Genomic DNA, 13,165 nt, shown 5'->3' with positions numbered 1-13,165 from the left:
TATTATATACAAGGAAAGTAATTTTCACCCGTCCATACCTCACTATTTCTTTATTTTTTCATTGATATTTTTTTAATTTCTTTATAAATTCGTTCAAAGTTCTTTTCATCATGGTAAGCATAATACTTTTTAGATTTAATAAGATACTGAGGTTTGTATTTAAAATCATTTTTAACATATTCACTAATGGATTTTATTACTTCTTCTTTTGTATATGCTATATCTCCAACTAAATCTTTATTTAAATCTACATAAGATCCTCTGTGTTTCAAATAATCATTCACATCAAAATGATAAAAAATTGTTGGCTTTTTCAAATAATTAAAATCAAAGACAACGCTTGAGTAATCCGTAATCATTAAAGAACTATTTTGAATCAGTTCTTTTACACTCTCTTCACCAAGTTTAACAAATTGTATTCTTTCATTTAAGTTTGTAAATTCATCCTTATATTTTTTTTGTATTTCAATATGTGGGAAGAATTTAAGTACTAAATTATTTTTTTCAAGCAAATCATGTAATCTTTTATCCTGCAATAATCCCTGATAATATACAAAGAAATCTGATTCTAAAAACCCTTCTTTTGAGCCAATTATCCATTCTCTCCATGTAGGCATAAGTAGAATCTCCCTACTTTTCTTATCCTTACTTTTATCCACCAGTGAATCAAATCTAGCTAAGCCTGTAGTCATTATTTGCTTTTCTTTAAAATTCATTTTATTTATCAAAATGTTCTTTTCATGCGTAGAAGAAACGACAAACTTTTTAATCATTCCGTTATACGATTTGCTATTGAACTCTAACTTTTTCATTGCAATAATACCATGTTGTAAGTAAATAATTGGCTTTGTGTTACTACCCATTTTAGGATGAACAATATTTGGAATAACATCTCGAATTCCATGGCTTACAATAAGATAATTACTTAAATGATATAAGCAAAGATGTTTAAAACTATCATAGCGAATAACCTTAGCTTTATATGGCTCTAGATTATCCATATTCTTATTCTCCGCTTTACTTACATAATAATAGTCTTCTGAAACATTCTTCTTAACACATGATTCAAAAAAGGCAAATCCGTTATCTTGCGCAACCTCTCCTAAGTTCTCACCAATAAGCCATACTGGTTTCTTCCTAAATTTACTCCATATTTTAGCAATCCCTTTAGCCATTAAGAATCTTACTTTCTCCTTTTTCTTCTCATGGGCCTTTAAGTTTCGCGTTTCAAACGACATCGTCTTATTCTTTTTTTCAAAGAATATAGAACCGTATAACTCACTTCCAACTTTTATTGCATTCGACTTAAAAGTAGAGTTCTGGTTTATAATATTTATATCATTACACAATACCCTTGTTTTAACCTCGTTATTATTAATCCTTGCAGCAAAGTAAACATCCCATTTCCCTGCATCCTGAACTTCATTTGTTTGTATAAGTGATCTATCAATATCAAATTGATACTCATTCAACTTATTCAGCTTACCATTTTGTATAAAAGTTTGGCCTGTGTTTCTTTCTATACAAATTAACCTTGTATCCTGAACTTCAAACTGCTCTTCAGTCATTGAACAAATAACAAGGTTAATATTGTTATTTTTGGAATCCATTGCAATACAATATGCCTGTAAAGAATTTTGTACAGTTACCGATAATTCATTTTGATTTGTGTAATATGGAAGGATTTGCATCGGATACCCATTAATATTTTGGTTTAATGGTGGATAGATAATTGCTTTAGCTTTATTATCTATATCATCTAAGTTAGAAGCCAAACTAAACTCAATACTATGCCCATCACTCTCAATATGAATCATAAACTTTAAATTCAATTCACCATAGCGCCCAATATCAAATGCATTCCAATTATATGAACTATTAAAATAATATCCCTCATCTTCTTTTACAAATTCGCTTATACATTTCATTTTCAAATCGAGGGACTCTTCATACAGATACACGTTTTTTACAACATAATCAATATCTGGAATGTCTATAAAACCTTTTACTATCAAATTGCTAGCCTCGTAATCAACACTGATTACATCACAATATACTCCTTCATCCCTAATTAATAGTGCTAGGTTATCGTCTAAAGTCGCATATGGTCGAATTCTCTTTACACCACTAGACTGATTGTAAACTGTCCTAGGAATAATCACAAAATCCGATTTAGAATCTAAATTTAATTTGACTTTATCTCTGATCCCCTGTACTTCAAAGCTTACAAATATATCCCAAATCCCTTTTTCCCAAAAGACATTCTCTTCCCCAAAATCGACAATTGATTCAAAATATTTGTCTGTTACAGAAATAGGATAAGATAGTTCTCTTTTGGTACCTCGTTGAATAAACAGCAACTCCGCTCTTTGATTTTCCGTATCTATGGAGCTTTGAAATTGAACTTCCCCTTCAATAATTAACTTATTTTGATCCAATTCTACATTGTCAATTTGGGCAGAAACCATTTGTTCTGTATTCTTTTCAATACTCATAACTACTTCATGTTTATTATTACGAGAAAACACATGATAGTATAATTGATCATGATTACTAAAATAACTGCCCACTACTTTATCTGCTTTTGTGTATTTAACCTTTATTGATATAGGCTTATCATTAAAGGTTCCTGAACAAAACATTTCCCAATTGCCGTCATATAGTGGATTGTCTTTTAACTCTAATATTGCTTGATATTCATTTGTATGACTGTTCACTTTTAAACCAGCTAGTTTCCTAACTTCTTTTGTAAGGTTATTTTCCAAGAACAACTCTTTTAAGCATACTTCCTTACGTTTAAACTCTGGTGAAAAATCCCCTAGTATTAGGAGATCTTTTTCCTTATTTTCACTAACTTCAGTTACAGAAACTATAATACTTACGGAATCTTTTCTACTAAACTCAACAACTTTTTCAATCGAATCACTAGTACTTAATTGAAATACCGTTTGTTTTAGACATATATAGAAATCTTCCTTTATATTGTTATATATAGGAATAGAAATTATATCCTGATCCAGTTGTAAACAAAGATTTAATTTTCCATCATTCATTATTTTTGACAGCTCAGAAATTGGTAACGTGTATACCATTCTATCTGCATGAAGTTCTGCGCTAGATGACAATAATTGCTTTTTAAAACTTCCCTTTTGAATAAATAGCCCCTTTATTCTCTTATAGACTTCTTCAATCTCCCCATCTGTTTCTACAGAAATATCCAATCTAATATTTCCCTTTGGAACATTGTTTATTTCTTCTAGTAACAATTTGACTTTCAATTCTCTCTCACCTTTCTTCTACTAATAGTTCAATTTGCCCATCAACTACATAATCTTCAGCTATCGCTTTAATTGCTTAGCTTTTTCAAATATCCCTTTCGCAATCCTCTTTGAATTATTCTGATCGACATATGAAAATAAGCGATTTCTAAGCAATGTATATTTTTCTTTTTCCTTAAACCCATTATTTATATAAAAATCCAGTGATCGGATTAGCTCCTCCATATGGATGCATCTATCTCCAAACAGTTCCCGTTCTACATCTAAATACCCATTTAACATACCATCAAATTGAAAGAAAATAATTGGCTTTTTTAAATAGTACATGTCCCAAGAAACACTAGAATAATCTGTTATAAGCAACGAAGATTCCATTATCAACTCATTAATTTTTATATCCCCGTATCTAACAAACTGTACATTTGGGGTATGATATCGGAAATAATGAATAGAATTATGAATTCTTGGATGCATACAAAATTTTAATATAACGTTATTTTTCTCTAATTGTTCAGCTAGGTTTGGATCATTTAGTAGCCTTTCATATTGCCTATAGAATTGACTATTTAAAAACTCTTCCTCTGATACTTCATCTAGCCACTCTCGCCATGTCGGCAGCAATAAAATTTGCTTTTGCTTCCCGCCCCTATTTTGCAAATGATCCCACCTTGCTAATCCGCTCACAATGATTTCATCTTCTGTGTAATTGAAAAATTGTTTTACAATTTCTTTTTCGTATTCCGAGGATACAAAAAATAAATTTGTTCCATTCGGGCTCCCTTTTTTAAAGATCGAATCTACCTTTTTTAACCCTAGTACACCGTGTTGTAAAAAAACGTGTTTTTTAGCATGGATAACTTTCTTTAACGTTCCTCTGTTTTCCTTCCATATATAACAGTGTGCTTTTGACTCAGAAGATATCATAAATGTACTAGCAAGGAGATAAATCATATGCTTCACACTCATAAAATCAATAACTTTATCCTCATATTGATTGAGCATCTTATAGTCATTAGATCTTTTGTTAATTACATAATATAGGTTAGGAAATTGCTTATGATCATAGCAATACTTAAAGAAATAATAAGAATTATCTTGTGCAGTTTGGCTAAATTTTTCATATGCTAATACAATGCATTTTCGATCCCAATATCGTTTAAACGTATAGTATATAATTAGTGCCACCTTTTCTTTCAAGGCATATTTTAGCTGGTCATAAGCTCCCTTTTTTCGATAATGTAAGCTGAGCCCATCTTTAACAGTCACATATGGATACACTACATACCCACCTTCAGTATGGTCACGCTGTAAGCGATTGTTTATTTTTTTATTAACAATGTAGCTAGGATGTTTAACTCGATAGCTTTTAAGTTCATCAGATTTCAAATGCACATAAAAATCCCAAAAAAACGGACCTAGCTCAAGTTGACTCAATTCTACTTCGAAGACAATCTTTTTTTCAAATTTATTTACGTTACTTTCTTGATAGGGGAGATGATAAAATTTATCTTCTCCCCTTTTTTTTAAAGTTACACCCTTTGTCTCACATTTACCTGTATATTTTATTCTAATAGCAAATTGCCACTTTTTTTTTCTCTTCTTAAACGATGTTATTCGCATTTTAGCAATTAATTTTCCAGAGGATTTTACCATTCGCCTCACTCTTTCCTCAATATTTCACTGAATTTAATTCATAAAGTTAGCTATACAGCTGCGCACCTTAGATTTCTAAGTAACTTTTATCGTATAACTCAACTATGAGCGATATACGAAGGTTTTAATCCTGCCGTAATCATGCAAATCCTTCATCCATTTAATTAACGTGTAAAAATACAGATATCTGATCGATAGTTATACCATCTACGGATGACAATTTAAAATCATATTTATCAGAGCGATATATAAATGATGCTCCGTCTTCACTTGTTAATTGTGCTTGACCTAACTTCTCTAACATCGCTGCTTTCGGGATAGACATATTCTGCATTGTAACTTGTTTTACAATGGACTGCTGGTTATATAGAACAATAATGTTTTTATAACTATTTAATGTACCTTCTAATAGATTTTCGACATTTTTCGACTTCCCTATTACACTTTGCACATCTTGTTGATTTTTTCCTAATAAAGATATACCACTTTCAAAATCTTGATTTGAGCCCGATAGCTCCTTTAACTTGTTATAGATATCCTCATACTGTAATGCTGAGCTAAAAGGAATCGCACTAGAAACACTCTCACTAACCCAACCTTCCGTTCCATCTTCATATACAAGTTTTAACCAATTGATATCATCTTTTGCATCTTTTTGCTGTTGTTTTACAACAAACGGTGTGCCGAATCCTATCATGTTTACTTGCTCGCTATTTAGATTTGGCATACTTCTCACATATGCCTTTGCTGTTTTCACATATCGAACATCTAAATTTGCCACCGGATTTTTTTTCTTTTCGGCGGAAACATGTTTCTTTTTACCTACTGCCTCTACCTGTGGCGATTTTGAGAATGCATCTTTTTTCAAATAAGCAGTACTTCCTAATCCGATACATAAAACCAATCCTGCCAAAGGAATCGTATACTTTTTCTTGTTATTACTTCTCTTGCGGCTTAATGTAGTATAGGGTAATTTCCTACTTAATTTTTCATCACTTTCTTGCTTCATATCTTGTCCGGCCTGTTTTCGCTGCGCCTCTTCTTTAAATTTCTGTTGCTCTTCTTTACTCATTGCACGATATTCTTTTAAAAACTGCTCATATTTAGGCATTACATCTTGGATGAGTCCATAATCTTTAATTTCACCATATTCAAGCCACAATGCCTTTGTACAAAAAGACTTAACTTGTCCTAATGAATGACTCACAAAAAAGATCGTTTTCCCTTGTTCTTTAAATTCATTCATTCGCTTTAAACATTTATCTGTAAATGTTTGATCTCCTACAGACAAGGCTTCATCAATAACTAAGACATCTGGATTAATATTCACAGAAATTGCAAAACCAAGGCGGGATTTCATACCACTAGAATATTTTTTTACAGGCATATCAATAAACTTACCAATATCAGCAAACTCAATAATATCTGGTGCTAAAGCTTGAATCTCTTCTTTGCTTAAACCCATCATCAGGCATTTTAGTTCAATATTTTCCCGACCCGTTAATTGGTTATTAAGTCCAGCGGCTATTGCAATAAGTGCAATTTTCCCCTTTATATCAATACTTCCCAACGTAGCTGGTGTAATACCAGCAATTAAATTAGACACTGTGGATTTACCAGATCCATTTACGCCAATAATACCTATTACATCCCCTTTTTGAGCCTCAAAACTTAAATTTCGTAATGCGTAAAAATCTTCACCGAATCCGCCAGGGCATATAATATCCTTTAACTTATCAGAACTTTTACTATGCATTTTATATTTTTTTGTTACATTATGAAACTTCACTGAATAATTCATTTTTTACAATCCTCATTATAGGTAGTCTACAAAATGTTTTCTAAATTTCACATGTATTGCTGTACCAATCAATAACATAAGGAATACAATTCCCCAAAAATAGAGCGTGTATTTTATATCTTCATAAAACCAACCTGTTCCTAAAAAAGCATCTCGATAACCTTCAACGATATAACATAATGGGTTTAGTTGCATAATCTTTTGTAATGATAGCGGTAACTTCTCAGGAGTCCATAAAATAGGAGTTAAATAGAGTAGCATCCGCATTAAAGATTGAACTATCATTTGTACGTCACGTACGATTGTAGCTAACGTAGAAGTAATTAAAGAAAATGCAAAGATTAACATAACGGCGGAGAACATATAATAGATCAGTTGGAGATAATGTATTGAAATCCCTTGACCCGTCACTAAAAATATTACAGTAACAATACCAACTAATATTATATGTTGATAAAAGTTAGCCATAATTACATAGCTAGGAATAACACTCATTGGAAAGCTCATCTTTGAAATCATATTCAATCTTGTATAAATAGATTTAGAGGCCTGCATAGTTGCAGGGTTAATAAAGAACCACACAGATATACCTGACACCAACCAATATACAAACGGTATACCATCAACACTGGAGCCACCCCTTATTGCAACTCCAAAAACGAACCAATAAATACACATTTGAATTAAAGGGTTTAACATTTCCCAAATAATGCCTAGATAGTTATCTTTATTTGTACTTTTAACTTGATAAATAGATAGACGTTTAATTAAATAGAGACTATTTATCTGTTCTTTTAATACCATAATCATTGCATTCATTTTATTGTGCCTCTCCAAAAAACACTTTCTCTACCACACGTCTAGATGCAAAACCATCTTCCAAATAACAGTAGTTACTATAGAAAGTATCGTATTTTTTTTCAAATTCGCCTAATCCATTCCTTTGGAATTTCATAATTTCTTCTAACACACCTTCACTTGTTGAAACAACTGGTCCAGGGGCTTCTTTTTCTAAATCAAAATAAAAACCTCTTAGTTTATCACGATATGAATCAATATCATACGTGTAAAAAATCATAGGCCTTTTTAAATTGGCATAATCAAAAAAGACAGAAGAATAATCTGTAATTAGCAAATCTGATAACACGTATAATTCATTAATATCAACATGCTGCGAAAAATCATAAACAAATCCTTTATAGGGGGCTAAATCAAATTGCTCTGCTACTAGGTAATGCATTCTTAGCAAAATAATATACTCAGAACTTAAATTTCGTTGTAAAAGGCTTAAATCCAATTGCAAGTCCAGCTTATAACGCCCTTTACTATAAAATTGATCATCCCTCCATGTTGGAGCATATAAAATAACTTTTTTATCTACCGGTAAACCATTCTTTTTCTTTATCTCTTCAATTTTCTTATCATTATTGTCTACATATAAAAAATCATTTCGAGGATATCCTGCCTCAACTATATTTTTTTTAAATTGAAACGCCCTTTGAAAAATCTCTGTGGAATATGCATTAGGTGATAATAAATAATCCCAATTTTGCACTTCTCTTTTGAAATTTTCCTTATATTTTTCTGTAGTTGTTCCTGGCATATGGACTTCATTCATATCCATTGCTAATTTCTTTAATGGTGTACCATGCCAAGTTTGTACATAGGTGGTGTGCTTCGGTTTTGGGAGCCACAATGGCATCCGACTATTTGTAACCCAATATTGTGCACGTGCCATTAAAATAAACCAACGAAGCGAAAAACGTTTAATATATGGAATATTTGCCTCTTTAAACTGTACTGTGTAATTTTTATTCACACTCCAAACCATATGGAATCCTGCCTGTTGTTCCATATATTCATATATCGCACGCGGGTTACAACTGTACTGTTTGCCAGAAAAACTTTCAAAAACAACTAATTTTTTCCGAACAGGTAAGCGACTACAAGCGACAAATATCGTTTTACAAACAACCTTTATGATTCGATGGTTTTTTATTCTTCTGATTACACTCATTTTTATTAATCACCTTCTAACTACAATTAGCCGTTTTATAAATTACACACTAACAATTAAAATTCTTACATAAATAAAAAAGCTAAGTAATTTTCATGAATTTCACTTAGCCTCTTTCACTCGCTACTTATGACATAGCTTAAATCTTAATTTCATTTCGACCAAATAAGTAATTCACTAAATTCCTACTTGAATTACCATTTGAATATTGATTCCAACGTGCATTAAATTGTTCCAACTTTTTAATATCGAATGAATGATTTTGTATCGTCTCAATAATTTCAGCCGAACTATACACAACGGGTCCAGGAACATCTAACATAAAATCTCCAATGATTCCTCTTTTCTTCGCGTATTTCTTTAAATCATATGTGAAGAATACCATTGGTTTATTTAGTAGACAAAATTCAAAAGGTACAGAGGAATAGTCTGTTATTAAAATATCCGTTACTAAAAACAAATCATTTATATTAGGATATAGAGAATAATCATATAGGAAATTCTTATATTTTTCCTTGTATCCCAATTCATTCCTAATAGCAGGGTGTAGTTTAATAACAAGAATATATTCATCTTTTAACGCTTCATACATTGCATTAATATTTAAATGTAAGTCAAAATCTTCTAGCTCTTTATCTCTAAAAGTCGGCGCATATAAAATTACTTTTTTCTTTTTTAAATCGGGATTATCACTTACAAGATTATGGATAATGTGTTTTTGATCATCTTTATTAAAAAACAAATCCGTACGCGGAATACCTGTTTTTAATATATTGTCGGTTGTTATTCCAAATGCATTTATATAAATCTCTGCCAATGAATCTGATCCTACAACAATCTTATGAAAATTGTTATATACCCTTAAAAATCTATTCTGAGCATATTTACTTCTCTTTTTAAAAGAAGGAGCTAGTAATCCAAATTTCTTGATAGCGCCTGCCGCATGCCAAAGTTGGATACATTGTACCCCACTTTTAAATCGGACCGTCGACAACGATCCGAAATAATTATCAATAATGACGTGTTGAGCTGTCGCTAAATGATATATTGCTTGTACCGTTTGTGCTATATTTTTTGTTTCAAATGCGAATGATTTTACATCCGAATAACTTTTTACTTCATACTTACAAGTTGCTTTATATAAAAAAACAACTTCACAATCTATATGTTGCCTCTTCATTTCTTCATAGATAAAAATAAGATTTTCCCCATAAGACATAATAAAGGTCACCTTATTTTTAAGGGGGAATAACTTTGCTATACTAAATAGGATTTTGAATACAATGAGGTATACCGTTATAATAAATTCTCGAAACATACTAAACTACCTAGCAACTAGCACTAGCTCCTTTTTAATTTTAGTAGTAGAAATCCCAATTGTTCTTGGTAAATAAACAACCTCACAGTGTTCCTTCAAGAAATCAAAATTTCCTTCCCAATCATCACCCATAACAAAAATATCCACGTCATGATTAATAACATCTTCCATTTTTTGTTCCCAATTATGCTCAGGAATTACCTCATCTACATAGCGAACCGCTTCTAGAATCATTTTACGATTTTCATAGCTATGATAAGATTTTTTATTTTTTAATTTATTAAACTCATCTGAAGAAACCGCAACAATTAAATAATCCCCCAAATCTTTCGCTCTCTTTAACAAATTAATATGTCCCCAGTGCAATAAATCAAAAGTCCCATATGTAATAACCTTTTTCATAATCCTGCCCCCTGCGAATTATCATTATCATTTCATAATTTTTTAGTTTATAAATATATTTAAATTAGAGCTTTTCCTATACAAGTGAATCGTGAGGGAAACTCGCATCCAATGTAAAAATTATGTAATTCTAAGATATTTTTACATAATTTTTACATTCAGTTCACACGAAATTCACAAAAGTGATTATAACATATTTTTTATTTACAAACTATGACAACCAGATGAAGATTATTGTCATATTAAACAAAAGAATGCGCTTTCTTGTCGTTTTTTGTAATGTTCATTTGCTTTTAAAAAAATAACAAAAAAAGGTGCGAAGAAAATATTCCCTTCGCACCTTTTCTAAATTATAAACTTTCCAGCCTTATCGCAACGCACGACGTGGTAATTTATCAATATTCTCTAACATGATACCTGTACCAACAGCAACACAGTGCATTGGGTTTTCAGCGATTAATACTGGTACTTTTAATTCTTCTGCTAGAAGCATGTCAATACCGTGTAATAATGCGCCACCGCCTGTTAAAATAACACCGCGGTCAATGATATCCGCAGATAGTTCTGGCGGAGTACGTTCCAATACGCCTTTTGCAGCTTGTACAATGACAGCTGCATTTTCTTTTAATGCTTCTGTAATCTCTTCTGAACATACTGTAATTGTACGTGGTAAGCCCGTTACCATGTCACGTCCGCGAATTTCAAGTTCTTCACTACGTGCACCTGGGAATACTGTACCGACTTTAATTTTAATATCTTCTGATGTACGCTCCCCAATTAATAGCTTATACTTACGTTTAATATAATTTAAGATTTCCATATCAAACTTGTCGCCAGCCATTTTGATAGAGGAGGAGGTAACAATATCACCCATTGAAAGTACAGCGATATCTGTTGTACCTCCGCCAATATCAACAACCATATTTCCGCTCGGTTGGAAGATTTCCATACCAGCACCAACAGCAGCTACTTTTGGTTCTTCTTCTAGGAATACTGTTTTACCACCTGAACGTTCAGCAGCTTCACGAATTGCTTTTTGTTCTACAGATGTGATGTTTGTTGGACAACAAATTAAAATGCGAGGTTTTGAAAAGAAGCTCTTCACGTCCAATTTGTTAATGAAATACTTTAACATTGCTTCTGTAATTTCGAAATCTGCAATTACACCATCTTTAAGCGGACGAATCGCTATAATATTACCAGGTGTACGCCCTACCATACTTCTTGCATCTTCACCTACCGCTAATACTTTTCCAGTATTACGATCAATCGCTACAACAGACGGTTCGTTTAAAACGATCCCTTTACCCTTTACATGAATTAATACGTTAGCCGTGCCTAAGTCAATTCCGATATCTCTCGCAAACATTCCTGCTTCTTCCTCCTTGATATTCAAAATCAGGTTGTACCCGAATTCTTTTACACCTAATTTCAAATTTTATCATAGTTTTAACGGAAACGTAATATTTGAAAAGATAATTCTTCTGAAAAATGTTCCGTTATTCTCAGGGGAATGTTTGCATATGATACTTTATTGTCGCACAGGCTTTTCTACATCTTCTTTTCTGTACTTCTGTTTCGTCGCTTCTCCGCCTCTTAAGTGACGAATCGACTTATGATAATCAAGAATTTCTTTCACTTCATTTGCGAGCTCTGCATTAATTTCTGGTAAACGTTCTGTCAAATCTTTATGGACTGTACTCTTTGATACCCCAAACTCCTTTGCGATTACACGCACTGTCTTTCTTGTCTCCACGATATACTTACCAATCTTGATAGTTCTCTCTTTGATGTAATCGTGCACACCACTCGCCTCCCTAAATTGGATGTGAGAAGTGTGAAATGAGACTCGCTGCATATGACTAAGAAGTAAATTCGAATGCTGTTTGTAAGCGTTAAACATTCTGGATTTTATAATGAAATGATTCACGATTTCTCACCTCAAACACTCTCTTTGCATTGGTTTATAACATTGTATTGCTCGCACTACTGATATATGCTACAAGTTCGGTATTTTTGCGGACTAAGTTAAGAAAAATTACAATTTTGTGTGAGAAATACGTTAACAATGACAATTTTCACTTGATAAATTTCTATACAAAACAAAAAAATGACGCCTCTTGTCAAAGGCGTCATTCTTCACGATCACATTCTTCCTCTAATAACTGATGGCGGGGAACTTCTTTCTTACTCGCAATGTAATAATATAAAGTAAATAAAATGAACACTAAAATAAGAGCAATCGACAGCACAAATAAAAATGACATAGAATCCCCTCCTTTTCTTAATATATATTCGAGAATTCCGTCAAATTTCCTTGTTATTGCGATTTTCTTCCTTTAAACGAATTATTTTTATATAAAAATAAAAAAATCAACTCCCTAGTGAGAGCTGATTTTTTCGTTTGACTATTCTTGTGTAGAAGAAGAATCGCTAGATGATTCCGTAGAACCATTTGTTGATTTTTCCTCTTTTTTCCCTTTTTCGTCAGCTGAACTATTTGTTGATTTCTCTTCTTTTTGTGACTTTTCATCAGCTGAACCACTTGTTGATTTCTCTTCTTTTTGTGACTTTTCGTCAGCTGAACCACTTGTTGATTTCTCTTCTTTTTGCGATTTTTCATCAGCTTTGCCGCTTGTTGATTTTTCTTCTTTTTGCGATTTTTCATCAGCTTTGCCGCTTGTTGATTTTTCTTC

At 32.1% G+C, this 13,165-nt stretch carries 10 protein-coding genes and 1 pseudogene; all 11 read right to left on the bottom strand.

Annotated features, from left to right (window positions below):
• Window positions 1-50 precede the first annotated feature (50 nt).
• A complete protein-coding gene (locus tag BLV40_RS23145) occupies window positions 51-3,278 on the bottom strand; it encodes a CDP-glycerol glycerophosphotransferase family protein (protein WP_090694329.1) in 3,228 nt (1,075 codons plus the stop codon).
• A 60-nt stretch (window positions 3,279-3,338) separates the two neighbouring features.
• Window positions 3,339-4,931, bottom strand: coding sequence for a CDP-glycerol glycerophosphotransferase family protein (locus BLV40_RS23140; protein ID WP_090694326.1), 1,593 nt, complete (start codon window positions 4,929-4,931; stop codon window positions 3,339-3,341).
• Window positions 4,932-5,091: 160 nt separating this feature from the next.
• Entirely contained in the window at window positions 5,092-6,732 is a 1,641-nt protein-coding gene (gene tagH / locus BLV40_RS23135) for a teichoic acids export ABC transporter ATP-binding subunit TagH (protein WP_090694322.1), read from the bottom strand.
• A 15-nt stretch (window positions 6,733-6,747) separates the two neighbouring features.
• Complete coding sequence (locus BLV40_RS23130) at window positions 6,748-7,551, bottom strand: ABC transporter permease (RefSeq protein ID WP_026591890.1); 804 nt, start codon at window positions 7,549-7,551, stop codon at window positions 6,748-6,750.
• A gap of 1 nt (window position 7,552) precedes the next feature.
• Complete coding sequence (locus BLV40_RS23125) at window positions 7,553-8,749, bottom strand: CDP-glycerol glycerophosphotransferase family protein (RefSeq protein WP_026591889.1); 1,197 nt, start codon at window positions 8,747-8,749, stop codon at window positions 7,553-7,555.
• A 139-nt stretch (window positions 8,750-8,888) separates the two neighbouring features.
• The gene (locus BLV40_RS23120) at window positions 8,889-10,067 is read right to left on the bottom strand and encodes a CDP-glycerol glycerophosphotransferase family protein (protein ID WP_090694318.1); all 1,179 of its coding nucleotides are present in this window, start codon (window positions 10,065-10,067) and stop codon (window positions 8,889-8,891) included.
• Window positions 10,068-10,073: 6 nt separating this feature from the next.
• Window positions 10,074-10,469 carry a glycerol-3-phosphate cytidylyltransferase gene (gene tagD / locus BLV40_RS23115; protein ID WP_026591887.1) on the bottom strand — a complete coding sequence of 132 codons (396 nt, stop codon included), beginning with the start codon at window positions 10,467-10,469 and terminating at the stop codon, window positions 10,074-10,076.
• Between the two features lie 367 nt (window positions 10,470-10,836).
• A complete protein-coding gene (locus BLV40_RS23110) occupies window positions 10,837-11,838 on the bottom strand; it encodes a rod shape-determining protein (RefSeq protein WP_026591886.1) in 1,002 nt (333 codons plus the stop codon).
• A 162-nt stretch (window positions 11,839-12,000) separates the two neighbouring features.
• A complete protein-coding gene (gene spoIIID, locus BLV40_RS23105) occupies window positions 12,001-12,273 on the bottom strand; it encodes a sporulation transcriptional regulator SpoIIID (protein ID WP_000544009.1) in 273 nt (90 codons plus the stop codon).
• Between the two features lie 328 nt (window positions 12,274-12,601).
• Window positions 12,602-12,736, bottom strand: a complete 135-nt coding sequence (locus tag BLV40_RS23100; RefSeq protein ID WP_026591884.1) for a hypothetical protein — start codon at window positions 12,734-12,736, stop codon at window positions 12,602-12,604.
• 141 nt (window positions 12,737-12,877) lie between these two features.
• Window positions 12,878-13,165 (bottom strand): annotated as a pseudogene (locus tag BLV40_RS23095) (M23 family peptidase); the annotation flags it as partial.

The organism is Bacillus sp. 166amftsu (genome assembly GCF_900107445.1).
GTDB classification, from domain to species: domain Bacteria; phylum Bacillota; class Bacilli; order Bacillales; family Bacillaceae_G; genus Bacillus_A; species Bacillus_A arachidis.
This window is presented reverse-complemented; position numbering and strand designations above follow the sequence as displayed.

Excerpts from the sequence above, each read along its gene's own strand:
- tagD (WP_026591887.1), bottom strand. The coding sequence starts at position 10,469 with ATGAAAAAGGTTATTACATATGGGACTTTTGATTTATTGCACTGGGGA.
- BLV40_RS23110 (WP_026591886.1), bottom strand. The coding sequence starts at position 11,838 with ATGTTTGCGAGAGATATCGGAATTGACTTAGGCACGGCTAACGTATTA.
- BLV40_RS23130 (WP_026591890.1), bottom strand. The coding sequence starts at position 7,551 with ATGAATGCAATGATTATGGTATTAAAAGAACAGATAAATAGTCTCTAT.
- BLV40_RS23140 (WP_090694326.1), bottom strand. The coding sequence starts at position 4,931 with ATGGTAAAATCCTCTGGAAAATTAATTGCTAAAATGCGAATAACATCG.
- BLV40_RS23100 (WP_026591884.1), bottom strand. The coding sequence starts at position 12,736 with ATGTCATTTTTATTTGTGCTGTCGATTGCTCTTATTTTAGTGTTCATT.
- tagH (WP_090694322.1), bottom strand. The coding sequence starts at position 6,732 with ATGAATTATTCAGTGAAGTTTCATAATGTAACAAAAAAATATAAAATG.
- BLV40_RS23125 (WP_026591889.1), bottom strand. The coding sequence starts at position 8,749 with ATGAGTGTAATCAGAAGAATAAAAAACCATCGAATCATAAAGGTTGTT.
- BLV40_RS23120 (WP_090694318.1), bottom strand. The coding sequence starts at position 10,067 with ATGTTTCGAGAATTTATTATAACGGTATACCTCATTGTATTCAAAATC.